At 62.3% G+C, this 16,390-nt stretch carries 18 protein-coding genes; 2 read left to right on the top strand and 16 right to left on the bottom strand.

Translation table 11 applies throughout. The annotated features are described in order from the left end of the window. Positions 1-11: 11 nt before the first annotated feature. The 5 genes from pyk to FGU65_RS09905 form a co-directional block, all read right to left on the bottom strand. On the bottom strand, positions 12-1,451 hold the full coding sequence (gene pyk / locus FGU65_RS09885; protein ID WP_301664297.1) for a pyruvate kinase: 1,440 nt from the start codon (positions 1,449-1,451) through the stop codon (positions 12-14). A 105-nt stretch (positions 1,452-1,556) separates the two neighbouring features. Beyond that, positions 1,557-2,768 carry an energy-coupling factor ABC transporter ATP-binding protein gene (locus FGU65_RS09890; protein ID WP_301664298.1) on the bottom strand — a complete coding sequence of 404 codons (1,212 nt, stop codon included), beginning with the start codon at positions 2,766-2,768 and terminating at the stop codon, positions 1,557-1,559. A 13-nt stretch (positions 2,769-2,781) separates the two neighbouring features. Further along, positions 2,782-3,570 (bottom strand): cobalt ECF transporter T component CbiQ, encoded by a 789-nt coding sequence (gene cbiQ / locus FGU65_RS09895; protein WP_301664299.1) that lies wholly within the window; start codon positions 3,568-3,570, stop codon positions 2,782-2,784. A gap of 53 nt (positions 3,571-3,623) precedes the next feature. Then, entirely contained in the window at positions 3,624-3,923 is a 300-nt protein-coding gene (locus tag FGU65_RS09900) for an energy-coupling factor ABC transporter substrate-binding protein (protein WP_301664300.1), read from the bottom strand. After that, positions 3,920-4,612 carry an energy-coupling factor ABC transporter permease gene (locus tag FGU65_RS09905; protein WP_301664301.1) on the bottom strand — a complete coding sequence of 231 codons (693 nt, stop codon included), beginning with the start codon at positions 4,610-4,612 and terminating at the stop codon, positions 3,920-3,922. Before FGU65_RS09905 ends, FGU65_RS09900 begins: the two co-directional genes overlap by 4 nt. A 131-nt stretch (positions 4,613-4,743) precedes the next feature. Between FGU65_RS09905 and FGU65_RS09910 the strand changes: the two genes are divergently transcribed. Further along, positions 4,744-6,078 carry a cobyrinic acid a,c-diamide synthase CobB gene (locus tag FGU65_RS09910; RefSeq protein WP_301664302.1) on the top strand — a complete coding sequence of 445 codons (1,335 nt, stop codon included), beginning with the start codon at positions 4,744-4,746 and terminating at the stop codon, positions 6,076-6,078. Between the two features lie 13 nt (positions 6,079-6,091). Here the strand turns inward: FGU65_RS09910 and FGU65_RS09915 are convergent, their stop codons facing one another. Continuing rightward, on the bottom strand, positions 6,092-7,825 hold the full coding sequence (locus tag FGU65_RS09915; protein WP_301664303.1) for a CHASE4 domain-containing protein: 1,734 nt from the start codon (positions 7,823-7,825) through the stop codon (positions 6,092-6,094). Positions 7,826-7,975: 150 nt separating this feature from the next. Further along, entirely contained in the window at positions 7,976-8,506 is a 531-nt protein-coding gene (locus FGU65_RS09920) for a cupredoxin domain-containing protein (RefSeq protein WP_301664304.1), read from the bottom strand. Between the two features lie 233 nt (positions 8,507-8,739). Here FGU65_RS09920 and FGU65_RS09925 point away from each other — a divergent pair, with 233 nt between their 5' ends. Then, positions 8,740-8,874 carry a hypothetical protein gene (locus tag FGU65_RS09925; protein ID WP_301664305.1) on the top strand — a complete coding sequence of 45 codons (135 nt, stop codon included), beginning with the start codon at positions 8,740-8,742 and terminating at the stop codon, positions 8,872-8,874. A gap of 85 nt (positions 8,875-8,959) precedes the next feature. On the opposite strand, the gene FGU65_RS09930 is transcribed toward FGU65_RS09925, so the two are convergent. The 9 genes from FGU65_RS09930 to FGU65_RS09970 all read right to left on the bottom strand — a co-directional run bounded on the left by FGU65_RS09930 (position 8,960) and on the right by FGU65_RS09970 (position 16,381). After that, complete coding sequence (locus FGU65_RS09930; RefSeq protein ID WP_301664306.1) at positions 8,960-10,078, bottom strand: endonuclease Q family protein; 1,119 nt, start codon at positions 10,076-10,078, stop codon at positions 8,960-8,962. A gap of 734 nt (positions 10,079-10,812) precedes the next feature. Beyond that, entirely contained in the window at positions 10,813-11,559 is a 747-nt protein-coding gene (locus tag FGU65_RS09935) for a proteasome assembly chaperone family protein (RefSeq protein WP_301664307.1), read from the bottom strand. Then, positions 11,547-11,708, bottom strand: a complete 162-nt coding sequence (locus tag FGU65_RS09940) for an RNA-protein complex protein Nop10 (protein ID WP_301664308.1) — start codon at positions 11,706-11,708, stop codon at positions 11,547-11,549. The genes FGU65_RS09935 and FGU65_RS09940 overlap by 13 nt, the downstream gene beginning before the upstream one ends. Before the next feature lie 6 nt (positions 11,709-11,714). Then, on the bottom strand, positions 11,715-12,494 hold the full coding sequence (locus FGU65_RS09945; RefSeq protein WP_301664309.1) for a translation initiation factor IF-2 subunit alpha: 780 nt from the start codon (positions 12,492-12,494) through the stop codon (positions 11,715-11,717). Positions 12,495-12,502: 8 nt separating this feature from the next. Beyond that, entirely contained in the window at positions 12,503-12,691 is a 189-nt protein-coding gene (locus FGU65_RS09950; protein ID WP_301664310.1) for a 30S ribosomal protein S27e, read from the bottom strand. 4 nt (positions 12,692-12,695) lie between these two features. Next, a complete protein-coding gene (locus FGU65_RS09955) occupies positions 12,696-12,974 on the bottom strand; it encodes a 50S ribosomal protein L44e (protein ID WP_301664311.1) in 279 nt (92 codons plus the stop codon). A gap of 38 nt (positions 12,975-13,012) precedes the next feature. Further along, complete coding sequence (locus tag FGU65_RS09960) at positions 13,013-13,657, bottom strand: hypothetical protein (RefSeq protein WP_301664312.1); 645 nt, start codon at positions 13,655-13,657, stop codon at positions 13,013-13,015. Further along, complete coding sequence (locus FGU65_RS09965; protein ID WP_301664313.1) at positions 13,647-14,804, bottom strand: DNA primase small subunit domain-containing protein; 1,158 nt, start codon at positions 14,802-14,804, stop codon at positions 13,647-13,649. Before FGU65_RS09965 ends, FGU65_RS09960 begins: the two co-directional genes overlap by 11 nt. Continuing rightward, positions 14,801-16,381 (bottom strand): tRNA uridine(34) 5-carboxymethylaminomethyl modification radical SAM/GNAT enzyme Elp3, encoded by a 1,581-nt coding sequence (locus FGU65_RS09970; protein ID WP_301664314.1) that lies wholly within the window; start codon positions 16,379-16,381, stop codon positions 14,801-14,803. Before FGU65_RS09970 ends, FGU65_RS09965 begins: the two co-directional genes overlap by 4 nt. Positions 16,382-16,390 lie beyond the last annotated feature (9 nt).

Genomic DNA, 16,390 nt, shown 5'->3' on the forward strand with positions numbered 1-16,390 from the left:
TGAGATCCCCGTCACTCCACCGTCAGGATGGTGAGCGAATCGGTGCCCGCCTCCCCGGGGGAGACACCTTCGGTGAAGAGAACCCGATCCCCCGGTGCGATCACATCCGAGGCTTTGAGAAACTCCATGATCTCCTCGTGCCAGTCTTCCCGCTCGCTCTGGATAAAGAACGGCTGCACCCCGTACGAGAACGATAGGAACTGCGGCGTCCGGAAATTTCTGCTGAACGAGAGGATCCATCCCTCGGGTTTGAACCGCGATATCCGGCGAGGCGTGCTCCCGGTCCTGGTCGGCGTGATGATATACTGTATCCGGAGTGCGTCCCGCGCTTCGATGACGTTTAAGGAGACGACGTCGCCGACCGCCATCCCCGCCCGTCCTCTGCCCCGCCGGAAGTACTCTTCGCAGGTGCCCCCTCCGGCAAGTGCACGCCGCTGCTCCTCGGTTGTGCGCGCGATGCCGGCCATCATCTGCACCGTCTCGACCGGAAAGGAGCCGATCGCCGTCTCGCCGGAGAGCATAACGGCGTCGGTTCCGTCCAGGATGGCGTTGGCGACGTCGGTCACCTCCGCCCGGGTCGGCCGGATATGTTCGGTCATGGACTCGAGCATCTGGGTGGCGGTGATGACCGGGCGTCCGCTGATGTTGGCCTGGTGGATGATCCGCTTCTGCACCACCGGCACCTCCTCGATCGGGATCTGCACGCCGAGGTCGCCGCGGGCGATCATCACGCCGTCGGCTTCGGCGAGGATCTCGTCGACGTTCTCGACCGCTTCGCGCCGCTCGATCTTCGCGATGATGCGGACGCAGGGGGCAAGGGATTCCGCATACTCCCGCGCCTGCCGGACGTCCTCCGCCCGCCGGATGAACGAGACACTGAATGCATCGACGCCTTCGGCGATGCCGAAGGCAAGCCCCTCCCGGTCGCGTTCGGTGAGCGTCTCGACGGCGAGGCTTGCCCCGAGCAGGTTCATCCCCTTGTGCGAGGAGAGGAGCCCCCCGATGACGACGATGCATACCGCTCCGTCCGGGATCATCCTCTGAACCCGGAGCTGGATGAATCCGTCGGCAAGGTAGATCGTGCTGTTTTCGGACACGAGCGATGGAAATTCTTCAAAGTCGACGGGGATCACGCCCGGCTCATCGGTCGACGCTCCCGTCGTCAGGGTCACCATGTCTCCGGGCTTCAGCATGATCGGTTCGCGCGGCAGTCTGCCGATGCGGATCTTCGGCCCCGGCAGATCGAGGAGGATGGCAATGGGCACCTTGAGTTCCTCGGCCACGCTGCGGATGGTCCTGATGCGTCGCCTGTGCTCGTCGAAGTCGCCGTGAGCCAGATTGAGCCGGGCGACGTTCATGCCGCTCTGCATCATCTTCTGCAGCACAGGTTTTGATTCGGACGACGGCCCGATCGTGCAGACAATCTTCGTCTTATGGTCAGGAAGGAGCATTCCGTATCACCCTGTTACTGGGAGAGAGTGCAGGTAGCAGTCAAGAACCTATCGGTGTTCCGGACGGGTCTCGCAGAAAAAGGATCATCGAGGCTCGATGCCCCGTCACAGGTACCCGGGAAGCCTGCCTGCAGATCCGGGCGGCATGGGCTCGGGGACAGTGACGGCAATGAGTGCTCTTCCGCTCTCGGCGCTGTACTCGGCGATCCGCCGGTGGGTATGATCGATCATCCCGCCTGACGAGAGGATCAGCGAACTCTCTCCGATAAGGCTTTTCAGGATGCACTTGTCGATGACACCGTAGGTGAAGTCCAGGAGGATGAGTTCCCGGTTCGCAAACTCCTTGGCTCTGGTGCCCATGGCCCCGGTGTGCCCGATCGGTCTCTCCGTGATGAGCCGGCGCACCGCATCGCCGTCGACGGCATCGACGTTGCAGATGTAGACCGTTCCTGCCGCCTCCCGGGCGGTCCGAAGGCTGCTGCCGTGGAGGTGCTGTTCGATGCAGTCCGTGAACGCAAGGACGCTTCTCGGCGGCGTCCGGTCCTCGACGATGCCCCTCGCCACGAGTTCGTGGTAGAGATCGAGGATCCGGGGGGGTTTGAGGCGTGCCGCACGCAGGAGCGCATGATCCGCGAAGACCTCTTCGGGTGAGCCCCGCGCAAGAACCATGCCCTGCTCCATCAGGATGACGTGATCCGCCCACCGGTAGGCGAGTTCGACGTCGTGCGTCGAGATGATGATCGTCCTGCCGTCCGTGGCGAGTTCGTCGAGGAGCTCCATGATCTCCTCGGAGCTCGCCGGGTCGAGGGAACTCGTCGGCTCGTCGAAGACCAGCACGTCGGGCTCCATGGCGAGGATGCCGGCGATCGCGACACGCTTCTTCTCGCCGCCCGAGAGATGATGTGGCGGGCGCTTCTCGTAGCCGGCGAGCCCGACGGCGGAGAGCGCATCCCTGACCGCACGGTCTATGGCGTCCCGGGCGAGACCGAGGTTCACCGGGCCGAAGGCGACGTCCTGGTAGACCGTCGGGGCGATGATCTGGACGTCGGGGTTCTGGAAGACGAGGCCGACGCGCCGGCGGAGGTCTCGCAGCGCTCTTGCCGTGTACTCGATCGGCGCCCCGCCGAAGCTGACGGTGCCGGCATCCGGCCGGATCATCCCGTTGAAGAGCTGGAAGAGTGTCGATTTGCCGGCGCCGTTCGGGCCGACGAGAGCGACTTTCGAGCCCTGCACGATGCGGATACTGACGCCCCGGAGGGCCTCCGGCCCGTGCGGATACCGGTATCGCGCGTTCTGTATCTCCAGAATTCCTTCCATGGTATGTGTCCTGTCAGCAGAGTGTGATAGTTGCGGTCGTCCAGGAGATGCCAGCGACGAGCCCCAGGTACAGCACGACCCCGAGCGCCCAGGTGGGGGATACCGGGGGCGCCTCATCGGGAAGTCCGAACCTGCCGTCGTAGCAGCGGGCGTCCATGGCCCGCACCAGGTGCTCGCCGCTCTCCCAGGTCCGCAGGAAGAGTGCTCCCGCGAGCATCCCAAACGACCTGATCGACTCCGAAAACGTTCCGTATCCGAGACGCATCCGTTGCGACCGGTAGATCTGTCCGGCCTCGTCGATCACCACGAAGATGAACCGGTAGATGAGCATTGCAAGGTCGATGAAGACGGTCGGAAACCGGAGCCGCTGCATGATCGTAAAGATATCTGTCATCGGCGTGGTCAGCGATATGAAGAAGAGCGAACACATGCCGCCGAGAACCCGGGCGACCAGGAGGAAGGCAAGGTTCGCTCCGCCGGTGGTGACGGTGAGGGTGAAGATGGGGAGGGGAATGCTGACCAGCACCGCACCTCCCCCGGTGAGAAAGAGGATGACGGCGATGCTCATCACCGCGAACGATGCCGGGACCAGGAGCAGGCGGGCGTAGAACCGGGGCGGGATGCGGGCGAGCCCGACCGTCGCCGCCGAGAGGGAGACTGCAATGAACAGGGGTGTAACCGGTCCCGGAGACGATATGCAGAGGAGGATGCTTGCAAGACCAAGGAGTATCTTTACGCCCGGGTTGACGTCCCGCAGCGCGTTCTCCTGAGCAAAGTCTTCGAGCAGCCGGTGCATGGTCATCGGTCATCTCCCTCGTTCGGGTTCCTATAGTGTCGGCGCAAGAAGGGAAAAAATTACGCGGTTTTTCTGCTGCCGCGCCAGTAGCCGAAGAAGTAGCCGATGACGATCGCGCCGATGGCGGCCTGCAGGGAGAAGAAGAGCGACTCGATCTCGCCGCTCGGGGGCTCCCAGAGGGGGCTTGTCCAGGGTTCGTAGCCGGAGGACTCGATGAGCTCCGCGGCGCTCCCGTCCGCTCCCCCCCAGGCCTCTTCGCCTTCGGCAAGGTCTGCCTGGATGGCCGCGTTCTGCACCAGGAAGACTGCGGCGAAGATGACGATGATCGCCGTGACGGCGATCTCGAGCGCGTACTTCATGCCGCCGCCTCCTGGAGCTTCCGGATGGTCGCTTCCGGAAGCAGGTTCAGCTTTGTGAGGATTTCGGGTTTGAGCTGGACGATGTACTTGAAGACCAGGGCGATGACGGCGCCTTCGATGACGGCCAGCGGCACCTGGGTGACCGCAAAGATCGCGGCGAACGCCTGGAACGCCGTGAAGAATCCTGCCTCTCCGGGGAAGGCGAGCGCGAGCTGGACCGAGGTGACGACGTAGGTGAAGAGGTCGGCGAGCGCGGCGGCGAAGAAGACGGTCACGTAGGTGTTGATCCCGGCCCGCGTCCCGGCTTTGTAGATGAGGTAGGCGACGATGGGGCCTGCGATGCCCATCGAGAAGACGTTCGCCCCGAGGGTGGTGAGCCCGCCGTGCGCCAGGAAGAGCGCCTGGTAGATGAGGACGATCAGCCCGAGAACCGATGCGATGAATGGGCCGAAGAGGATGGCCCCAAGACCGGTTCCGGTGGGGTGCGAGCAGCTCCCGGTCACCGACGGCAGTTTGAGCGATGAGAGGACAAAGACGAATGCCCCTGCTACGGCGAGAAGCGGCAGCGTCTCACGGTTTTCTTTCACGAGCCTGTTTATCTGATAGAGCCCGATGACGATGAATGGTATCGAGAGGAGGAACCATATCTCCCACCAGGGGCTTGGTAAGAATCCTTCCATAATGTGCATGGATCACGCTTCCTTTGGGTGGTGCCGTTGCGTTATGCAACCTTTTTGGATTTAGTTAAATTTTATTTGGTATTATTCGGTTGTGTTAAGTCATATTTATTTGATCCGGTATTCAACAGTATTGCTACGTGATGCTTGACATACCCCGCATTGTGATCGCAGGAACGCACAGCGGCTGCGGTAAAACGACGTTTTCAAGCGGTTTGATGGCCGCACTGACCGCCCGCGGCTACACCGTGCAGCCCTTCAAGGTGGGACCCGACTTCATCGATCCCACGCACCATACCGCCATCTGCGGACGATCGTCCCGCAACCTCGACCCATACCTGATGGGCGAGGACGGGGTCATGGCGACGTTCGCGGCTGCGTGCAGGGGCGCCGATATCGCCGTTATCGAGGGGGTCATGGGGTTGTACGACGGCCTTGATGCGACCGACGAGGCAAGCACGGCGCATGTTGCAAAGATCCTTTCCGCTCCGGTTCTCCTCACCGTCGATGTGAAGGGCATGTCCCGGAGCACCTGCGCCCTGATCTCGGGATACGCCGGGTTCGATCCCTGCCTCAACCTCGCAGGCGCCGTCCTCAATCAGGTCGGAAGCCCGCGCCACCGCGCCCTGATCGAGCCGGGTCTGCCGGTGCCGGCATTCGGGTGGCTGCCGAAAAGGGATGACCTGACGGTCGCGAGCAGGCACCTCGGCCTCACCATGGCGATCGAGACGGAGGCGATGGCGGCGTTCGGGGAGGTCGCAGCGTCTGCCTGCGACCTCGACGGGATCGTCGCGCTCGCCCGGTCCGCGCCGCCGCTCCCAGAGAGCCCGGCACCGGATGCGCCCCGCCGCGAGTCGGCGGTGACGATCGGAGTCGCCCAAGACCCTGCCTTCTGCTTCTACTACCAGGACAACTTCGACCGGCTCCGCGCGGCAGGAGCGGAGCTGATCTTCTTCTCGCCGATGCACGACCGTCTTCCGACGGCCGACGCCCTCTACCTGGGCGGCGGTTACCCGGAGCTCCACGCTGCAGCGCTCGCCGCGTCCCGGTGCAGGGAGGAGATTAAGCGCGCTATAGACGACGGCATGCCGGTCTACGGCGAGTGCGGCGGCCTCGTCTACCTGACAGAAAAGATTGAGGGCGATGACGGTGCGTATCCCATGGCCGGGGTGCTCCCCGCCGTGACCGAGATGACCGGTCGGTTCCAGGGGCTCGGCTACGTCGAAGCGCGGGTGACCGGCGGGCCGTTTGCGTCCGGGCACGGAAGCGTCTACCGGGGGCACGAGTTCCACTACTCGCGGGTCGCCTGCGACCGCGACGCCCGGTTTGCGCTGGCGCTCGCCCGGGGAAAAGGAATAGATGGCGGCCGCGACGGCCTCTTCGTGCAGAACGCGCTCGGCCAGTATACCCACGCGTACTTCACGAACGATTCTGCGGCGGCCATCACCCGGGCGGCGGAGCGCTACCGGCGTTCGTAAGTGATCCCCGCCGTCACCCGTAATACCTTTTGAGAAACTCCCGTACCTTCTCGGACTCGATCCAGCCCCGGTCGAGTTCGTCGACGATCCCGTCGATCACGTCGGCGTTCTGCAGGATCTTCTCGCCGAGGACGCCGTCGTCCATGGCTGCGAGGCCGACGATGACCTGCAGGGGGTTTCTGATCTGGTCGTTCAGAATGGCGAACTGCTCGTAGTTCTTCTGGATCTGCTCGAACGCCTGCCGTTTCAGTTCGTCCATCTGTTTGCGTTCGGAGATGTCACGGGCGATGGCGATGACGATCGGGCGGTCTTCGTGCATGACGAGGTGGGCGTTGATCTCAACCGGTATGCAGGCTCCGTCGCGCGTCTGCTGCACCGTCTCGTAGAGGACGTGCCGCTGGTCAAGAAGTTCCTGCATCTTCCCGTGTATCTCCTCCTCATCGCGGCCGACGATTCCGTCCGGCGAGCGGCAGAGCAGGCTCTCCCGGTCGTACCCGAGCCTCCTGCATGCCTCGTCGTTCACCTCGACGAACCTTCCCGGCATCCTGGCATCGTCCACGCAGAAGACATACACTGCGTCGTTTCCGCTGTTGAAGAAGAGGCGGTAGCGTTCTTCGCTCTCGACGAGCTGACCCTTCAGCCGTTTCTGCGCAGTCTCAAGGGCGTCGAGCATCCGGTTGATGTCCGTTGCAAGCGACGCGATCTCGTCCCTGCCCGGCAGTGCGACACGGGTGGAGAAGTCCCGGTTCGTCTCGATCGTGCCCACGGTCGTGCTCAGAAACGAGAGCCTTGAGAGCACCGTCCGGTCGAGGAGCAGGAGCGTGAGAACACCGAAGATAAAGCCGACGGCGAGGAGCGAGATGACAAAATACGCCGTGCTGATCGTCCCCTGTGCATAGATGTCGCGCGGGATCGCGAGCCGCATGAGGAACGCCGGGTTCCCGTAGATATCGCCGATGACGGCATACCCGCAGAGGGTATCGCCGTCGAGCGGATTGATGCAGGTCAGGACGCTGCCGGCTACCGTGTCGCCGTCCTGCCGCTCGATGAACGTCGGCAGACCGGTGGAGAGGGTAGTGCGTGCGTCCAGCACGTCGGGCGGAAGGTCGGGAGCGTCATAGCGGTAGAGAGCGACCGGCAGGGACGTGATCATCGAGATGCGGGTCACCTCGTTCTCGTCGAGGTAGCGGCCCATCACGATCGTTCCGATAGTGCTCTCCCCCGCAGGGGAATGGCCGATCACCGGGCGCGATGCGATCAGGAGCGGCTGCTCTGCAAGTGCGAGGATACCCATGGTGCCGGAGGGATGCGCCGTCGTATTGAGAAGCGGGCGGCCCGCCGAGAGGTGTTCTGCGAGATCGTCCGGCAGGGATACTGCCTCGGTGCGCCCGAGGTCGTATGCCCGCCCGGCAACGACCTCCCCGTTCCCGTCCAGGATCAGGATGAGGTTGACACCGAGCCGTTCGAATGTCGGGTCGCTGATCTTCGTCCAGGTATCGTCGAGTGCGTCGTCTTCGAGGAGAGTGGCCGTTTCGTTCCACGATGCCATCTCGTTGGTGAGAGAATCGAGCATATTGATGTCGTTGAGCAGGGCGGAAACCATACGCTCCACGTTCTGCCGTCCGTCTTCCTTTTCCACCGTCTCGAACCCTTTCAGCACAAAGGCGTCGGAGGCGGCGTACAGGACGGCGATCAGCCCGACGAGGGTGATGGCGACGATGAGAATGGTCTTTGCCCGTATCTTCACCGATATCCTCCTCCGTGGCGAACGGCCCTGTGTACAGGAACGCTCCGGAGGCGGAAATATCTTCTGAATGGCACCGGGCACGTGAAGCTCCCGTTTCCGGATATCGGATGCCGGAAACGGCGGAAAAAAAGGAAGTGGCGTGATCGAGTACTACGCTGTCTGGTTTGTCTCTTCGGCAGTTCCTACGATAATGTTGCCGCTCATCCCGGTGGTCAGTGATGTGTAGTTGTAGGTTCCCGGAGCGGTGAACATCCAATCGAAGGTCTCTCCGGGGGCGATAAGCCCTGAGTCGAAGTTGGTCTCAAGGCCGATGCCGGTGACGGTCTGATTCATGGTGCCTTCGTTGGTCCAGACGACGGTGCTGCCGGGGGGAACCTCCAGAGTCGGCGGATCGAAGCTCCCATCCTGGATCGCTACCATGTACTGCGTCTCGTTCTCCGCCGGGGTCTCCATCGGTGTTGCCGTCTCAGTCGGTGTCTCCATCGGCGTCGTCTCCATCGGTGTTGCCGTCTCAGTCGGTGTCTCCATCGGCGTCGTCTCCATCGGGGTTTCGGTCGGCGTTTCATTTCCGAGCCCCAGAGGGGCGCCGGGCTCTTCTGTCAGGTTCTCCACAGGCTGCGTACATCCGGCGATGCAGATGCCGAGCACCAGGATGACCAGAACACCATACCCTAGCTTCATGAGAGCTCCCGATATATTCGGCAGTTAATATACTTATCTGTCGATAATTCTGAGTGGTGCATGCCTCTGCCGATACGCCTCACCGCTGCACAGGCTTATGCCGCCCGATGGAGGCTTTCCGGGGTCTGCGCCCGGCGGCTCCGCGGCCCCACTCTCCGGTAGTGAACCCGGATAAGCCCTGACCTATTTTGGCCGAATGTTTGTACGAGCGGTTTTGGGGTGACGGTGTAATTGTGAGGGATATCTTCGTGGCGGCAGAGAACCTGGCAATCGCCTGCACAAGGTTTGCCGGTTGCTCGGTGGCGCACTCCCGTCATCCCGGTGCCCGGCGGTTCTCCGGCATCTCCTCTGCCGGGTTCAGCCTGTGAGGCACACCCGACCGCCACAGTGATCGGCCTCGTGGCTCTCGATGAGATCATCCTCGCTCCCAAAAAACCGGCCTCTGCCGGGAAGTCACGGGAACGAGAAACTGCCGTACCTGCCGCCGCCTCCGGGATGCAGGGTCAACTGTCCCGACCGCAGTGCGCCGATTGCGCTCCCGACGCCTGCGTGCACCGCCGCGATCTCCGGCACCGGGATAGAGACGAGGATCGCGATCTCGTCTCCCAGCGTCTCGAGCAGGGTCTCGTAGAGGGCGATGCACTTCCGGGTCGTGGGCGAACATGTCCCGAGCACCTGCATGACGATCTCGCCGAGCGGAATGGTGTGCAGGTACGGCGGCCGTTCCTGCGGCGGCGTATCGGCGAGTTCGGCCGCCCGGTCTGCGACGCCCTTCTTGATCCGTTTGCCGTCGGCCGGGCACCGCCACCCGAGCCCTTCCGCCTCCTGGCGGGTGTACTGCCGGTAGCAGGCGATGCAGGCGGTGCGGTTGTATTTCCCTTCTTCCGGGAAGAACCCGGCGTTCATGGCGATCCTGCCCTGCCTGAGCGCGTCGAGCACCCCTGCGGGTGTCCGGGACGCCACCGCAAGGCCGGAAAACTCCCTGCCGAGACGGTGCGGCGCCGTGCTGTGGGCGTCGGAGTTCGAGAGAAAGGGTACGCCTGCGAGATCGGCGATGCCGGCGCCGTAGGAGCTGTCTGCGGAGAGGCCGAGTTCCAGGAAGTCGATCGGCTCGGTGCCGTAGCATTCACGCACCGATCCGGCATGGGCGTACAGTGACGTCCAGGGAGTGAAGGCGTGCGCAGGGCCGATGAGGCCGCCGAGGTCGTGCACCCGCTCTGCGATTGCTTCGCCGGAGAGGTTGATCCGCGGCCGTCCGGCGGTGACGAGATTTCTGCTGTGATCGGCGAGGAGGCCGGCAAGATCTGCGAACCCGCCAAAATCCTCCATCACGATCAGGTGATGGATGCGGGCGGCGTCTTCGACCTCTGTGGTGGGAACGACGACGATCTCCGTCTCGTCCTCCTGGCGCTCAATCCAGCACTGCCGCCAGGCCGGGTGAAGGGCGTCGCCGCTCCCGAGGATGCCGAGCCCCTTCCTGCCCGCTGCGTTGAGGAGCGCGTCGGGCGTCATCGTTCGGGACGTGGCCATCGAGTAGGGTGAATGGATGTGGAGATCGGCATAGAGGAGCATGGCTGTCTCCTACAGGTTCGGCGTGCGGGTGCATAGATGTTTCAGTCGCCAAAGGCGGCTTTGGTGAGTCTTTCCATATTTTGCAGGAGTTCCTGCCCGGGGATGCGAGGGTGCCGTACGCCGGCTCCGTACCTCTTATTCCGGAACGTCCGGATCGGTTTATGGCGCGGGAGGAATCCCTGCCCGGATCAGGCCGGATCAGGATGTGGTATTCTGCTGCGCGGCGGTGCGGCAGGCTATTGGTGTAGGTAAACTATAAATATCTTCACGGTTATTCAGGGGTAGATGCGCCGGGTGAGGGGGGTGCCTGGCGGGGAGGTACTATGGTATGCTGTCTCATTGCCCCTTACATCGGCTTCGACCGGTCGACCGGAGTCCGGATTTCCGGATCCCGGCGTGCTGCGGAGGTGCTCTCCTGTGACCTGTACGCTTCCCCCGTCCCTGAAGAGAGAGTTTAAGCCCTATCAACAGGGAGAGAACAATTCAGAGCGCGAAAGCGGACGGGAGGCAGAAGCCGTCCCGGTATCCGGCTCAAAACGTTCACGGTTCGACAGGTCCGGGCACGTCCCACGAGGAAAGGCATTCCGTACCGGGTCGTCGCCCCGGTCGCCCAGGCGAGGGCCGGCACGGTGCCGCCACTCCTGGGTATGGTCGATGTGAGAATCGGCAAACGAGACCGATAGCGTATATCCGCACGCTGTTTGGTAAAAAGGGGTTTTCCGGCCTTTTGCCGCTTATCCGATGTAACTGAGTTCTTCGTCCGCCTTCATCTCTTCGGCCTCCCGGATCTTGGCAATGATCTGCTCCATATCCTCCGCACGCTGCTGGAGGAGTGTCGGGTCGATCTCGATATTGAGGAGGTTTTTCAGGACATGGAGAAGGCTTTCTGCGCTCTTCGGGTCGACGATGTAGCCTGACGTCTCTCCCATCAGGCAGATCCCCTCGATGCCGCGGTGCACGCCGAGTCCGAGGAGGAGGCCGGAGGCGCCGACGATCACCCCGCCGTTCTGCGCATTCTCAAACGATCCCCCGGCAGCCTCGACCTCGGGTATGAGTTCGGGCATATTGACGGCTGCGAAGACTCTCGAATTCTCCACGAGGTGGCCGACGCCGTAGCCGCCGAGGGTGTATATCCGCTGGACGCCCAGTTCTTCTGCGATGTCGAGGTAGGTCTCGGTCAGAATATAGTGCCCTTCCGCCGACGTGCTCTGAAAGTCGCCAACTAAAAAGAGCAGGGTTGCATCCTCACCGGCGTAGCGGTAGATCTCGTTGCTGACGAGGTGGGAGACGCCCTCCTCGTCGATGATCACCTGGGGAGGGAAGTGGAGCGAGAAGATCTCGGCGATCTTTTCGGCCCCGAGTTCATGCATGATATGCTCGGCCGTCAGTTTCCCGACCTGCCCGATGCCGGGCAGCCCTTCGATGAGAACCGGCGCCGTGATGTCGTCATCCCGTAAAAAATTGACAGTTACATTTTCCATTCTCGTATCACCCGTCTGTATCTCCCATGCCTGTCCTGCGGAGAAAAGCGTGCGGGATGAGCCGTCCGCGTGGGACGCCCGCAGACCGGACAGGTTTCGGAGAGTGTATAGGTTTGGTCGTGTGCACAGCGCCGGATGCGGTTGCTCATGGCAGATTAACCGGATTTCTGCTTTCGGACGAACTTGCCGGTTCCTTCAGCCCGCTCCATGACCCCGACCGCAGCGGCCGCCGACTTCTCGATTGCCTTCTCCGCTGTCTTGTAGTCCGGGGCGGTCACCTTGATCCGGTATTTCGGGGCACCGACGTAATTTAAGTCGATCTCGACTTCGTCCATCTTCGGCTGCGCACTCCGCAGTGCTCTCCTGATGACGTTCACGCCGTCGGGGCGTGCGGACGTCAGGACCAGGGTGCCGGTGATGGTGACCTTCGAGACCTTGACGTTCTCGTGGGCGACGGTGCTCAGCGACTCCTTCACCCCGGCGTCGAAGTTGAATTTGTCGAGCGACTCGCTGCCTGTCGCGACGATGTCTTCAAAGGCAGGGTATAAAAGCCCGTAATCGCGGTAGAACTGCTCCTCGAGGGTCTGCCGTGCGACACCGGTCGCCTCGGTGACAAACCCGATCCACTTTGCGGCCTTCTGCTCGTTCTTCCACTCGTGGATCTTCTCGCGCCGCTGGTGCTCGTTGACGTCTTTGAGAGAAAGGTCGATGTGACCGCGTTCGGGATCGACGTTCAGCACTTTGCAGACGACCTTCTGCCCTTCGCGTACGTAATCCCGTATATACTTGATCCAGCCCCGTGCTATCTCTGATATTGGGATGAGGCCCTGTCGTCCGTCATATTCGTCAAGGTTTACGAATGCCGCAAAATCCCTGACGTTCTGCACCGTGCAGACGACCAGTTCGCCGTCATCGGGCCATTCTCTCTCACGCATATAGGTACTCACTCAAGTGCTGCCAGTATTTCAGCTTTTATGTTTGCCTTGCCGCCGGTGGGCTCTGCAAGGATGTGCCCGCAGACGGCACAGTCCACAACGGTGCTGGCCTTCTCAAAGATAATCTGTTCGTTTTCGCAGTCCGGGCACTTGACCCGATAGAATCTGCTCCGGTTCTCCCTGTTCATCTGTACCATATGCTCACTCCGTCAGCTCGAATTTGCTAATCCTGAATCCCGGGCGCAGGTGTGCCTTTCCGCAGACGCTGCAGCGGTACCGGAGATTGACCTTCTTCGTCGGTTTGTCGCCGCCCGGCACCTTGTTGAACTTACCCATGTTCCCGACGGTGCTTCTGCGCGCCTTCTGGCGGTCGATCCAGTTGAAGTGGCGGAGCTTGCCCTTCTTGACCTTCTCGATCTCGTGGATCTCGTGCTTCCTGCAGAATGGGCAGTACGTTTTAAACTTTACTGGCATTTTCATGGAAATATCCTCGGTGAAATTGATACGAAGTACCAATATTACTTGTTAAGTCTAATATTTAAGGCTATGTTGCGCTCACAGAGCACGTCTGCGTTCTGCTCCGGGATCGTTATGATGTCTCCCTGCTCCAGCCGGTAGACCCGACCGTCCACACCCATGAACGAGTCCATATCCTGCACGATATGGACAAGCGCGTAGGGAGCGGCCGGAGATTTTTGCCGCGCTGCAGGTTTTTTCCGCTCCTGGATGTGCACTTCCTGCTCTTCCGCCGGGAGGAGGGACGCGGCGGCACCTGCCGTCGAAAACTCCTCGCCGGAGACGAGCGTCCGCCTGCACTGCTCGACGGCGTCAACGACCTGCTGGAACATCATCCGCTCTGCCTGCAGCATCTTCCGGCTCTCGTCCCGGTCGACGTACTGGCCGTCGAACTGCTGGAACGCGAGGTCGAGGATCTGCCGTGTCCTGATGGAGAAGATCTCCTGGACGATGTCGTTGACGTTGCGGGTCTCGTCCATGATCCGGTAGCCTTCCCCGGTCTCCAGGGGTTTTTCGAGTGCGTAGTAGGCGGATTTCAGCAGGTCGAGGTACTCCCGGGTATCGTCGTAGAAGGTATGCGGGACATCGGAGAGCCGCCCGGAGTGCTGCATGTCGAGCAGTATCTGTCGGAGTTTTTCAAGATCCATCGGCCTTCTCCCCTGCAATCTCTGCCATCCCCCGGCAGCAGACGAAGACCGCCAAGGCCTCCGGGACGGTGTTTGTGCCCTTCTGCAACTGGTAGGTGTTTCCGTTCATCGCCGTGGTGATGGCCATCTTCATGTCGACCTTCACGCTGCGGTCGCCGAAGACCACTGCATCCTCCAGCGGCTCGAATCCGGCGAGTTCCCCGGCGCTGAGCGGGACGACCCGCATCCCGCTCCCGCCGTGCAGCGACCCGGGCATCCGGATCAGCCGCTTGATATCGGTCGTCACCGGCTCGTCTGCGTGCGCGCCTTTCTCCCGGAGCCGCTGCTCGAAGGCCGATCCCTCCTCCGTGACGATCGCCTTCACCATGCGGCTCCCCAGCAGGGTGCGGGTCCGGTACTCCTCAAGGTCGCGTGCAAGATCGTCGATCTCCGCGAGGAACGCGGCTGCATCTGCAGCACCTCTCTTTCCGACGCCCTTGATGCCGGTAAGCGTGTGGATCCCCTCCTCTTCGGGGAGGCTTTTGAGCCAGAGCAGGTGCTCCCGGAGAGCGTCGAGGTAACGCTGCCGCCATCCGGCAGGCGCCGCATCGCTTTGCGTGAGCATCACCGCAGGATCAATTCCGGTGCCGCAGACGTAATCGATGATCTCGCGCCGCTCCTGACTTCCCCATCCCCGGACGGCGAGACTCTGGATGTGGATGTGGTAGCCGCGCCCGCCTGAGAAGACCACCGCGAGGTCCCGCGGGGAGAACCCGAGCTCGTCGGTCAGCATAGCGATCAGTTTCTCGGTCTCCTCCTTCACCCGTGCAAGCATCTCCGTATACGGCCCTCGCATGATGTGGTCGGCGTCCAGGTCGAAGATCAGGTCGGCTCCCGTCCAGACCTTATCGTTCATCGTCGGCGCGCTCGGGGTGCTGTAGTATGCGGTGGAGTAGTAGACGTGGGCAGGAACCATATTCTTCAGGTAGTCGGCAAGTTCCCGCGGATCGGAGAAAGCCATGTGCCTGCGCATCCGTACGTCCGAAGAGGTGTCAAAGAAGATAAAACCCCACTCCCGCTGCTCGAGTGATGATGGAACGGAGATATAACTGGTTTTGTAGTAATCGGTGAACCGTTGTTTGAGAAATTCGAGCGTGGCGGGTTTCATGCTAACGTCTTGATCATATATTGACCCTCTCGTTGATATCCCTGTTTCCTGTAGTAGGGGCGCACCCCGATGCCGCTCATGACGGCAAGCCGATTGTAGCCGTGATCCCGGGCGGTCTCTTCCGCGGCAGCAAGAAGCCTGTTGCCGTAGCTGCGGTGCTGCCATTCTTCCTTTGAGGCCTTGCCGCTCAGCGGGACGATGCTGCCGTAGACATGCAGCTCGCGCAGGAGCGCCGCACCGGCAAGCTCCGCGCGGAAGGTTCTGCCCGGGAACCGGAGCCGGGCGAACCCGACCAGCACGTCTGCAGAGCCTGCCTGGATGAAGCGCTCCGTGCCGCCGCAGCTCGCGTAGGTCAGCGTCGATAGTGATACCGCCTCGGGATCCGGCATGCGGCCGACCTCCCGGCACCGGATGCAGCGGCACCGGCCTCCCTGTGCGGCAAGCCGTTCCTGCGCAAGCTGGCGGAAGTTGCTGTGCCGCGAACCGGCGACGATGAGTTTCGCCGGGATGTCGCGCTGGATGCGCTGGAGACGGACGTACTCGGGGAGACGGGATTTGCCGTAGGCGATGAGATCGATCAGATCTTCCTCGGTGTAGGGGCTGTACTCGCCGCGCTGCCAGAGGCTCTCAATCTCGGAGCCGGGGGTGACGAGAGTCGGGTAGATCTTCAGAAAGTCCGGCCGGAACCGGTCGTCGTCAAAGAGCGCGTCAAAGAGCCGCCGGTCGTCCTCGAGCGTACTGCCCGGGAGGTTCGGCATGATGTGAAACCCGACCTTGATCCCGGCATCGCGGAGCAGGCAGTTCGCTTCGATGCTCTGCCCGACGGTGTGGCCGCGGCGGTTGTGGTCGAGGATACGGTCGTCGACGTGCTGGACGCCGAGTTCCACCTTGGTCACCCCCATCTCGAGCATCCGGTTGATCTCCTCCTCCCGGCACCAGTCCGGCCGGGTCTCGAAGGTGGTGGCGACGCACCGCGATCCTGCGGTCTCGTTTGCGGTGAAGATCGCGTCGAGGTCGACCGACCCTTCCTGCGGCGGCGTCCCGGCCTCCGGGTAGTCGTTCATCGCCTGAACGGCCGCGCCGACGAACCAGTGCTGGTATTCGAGCGGGCGGGCGGTCATCGTCCCGCCCATCACGATCAGCTCCACCTTGTCGATGTGGTGGCCGAGAACCTGGAACTGGGCGAGCCGCGCCTGCACCTGCCGGTAGGGGTCGTAGGCATGCTCCCGTGCGCGCAGCGCCGCCGGCTCCTCCCCGGTGTAACTCTGGGGCGACTGGAAGGGGTGGTCCGGCCCGCCCGGGCAGGGGAGACAGATGCCGTGGGGGCAGGGGTGGGGCGAGGTCATCACCGCGACGGGCGCGACGCCCGAGATGGTGCGCGTCGGCTTCACCAGCAGGATCCTGCGCAGTTGTTCGCGCTCTTCCGGCCGTGCGGCTGCAAGAACGGCGGAGTTCTTCGGCATATCGATGCCGTACTCCCGGCATACTTCGAGTTTGATCTTCTGGATATCGGCCGCTTCGGCTCCTGCAGAATAGATACGGGAGATTATCTCCCGATACATCTCGCTTTCGTCCATTGTCGGGGC

This window comes from Methanoculleus frigidifontis, from assembly GCF_030464345.1.
Classification (GTDB): domain Archaea; phylum Halobacteriota; class Methanomicrobia; order Methanomicrobiales; family Methanoculleaceae; genus Methanoculleus_A; species Methanoculleus_A frigidifontis.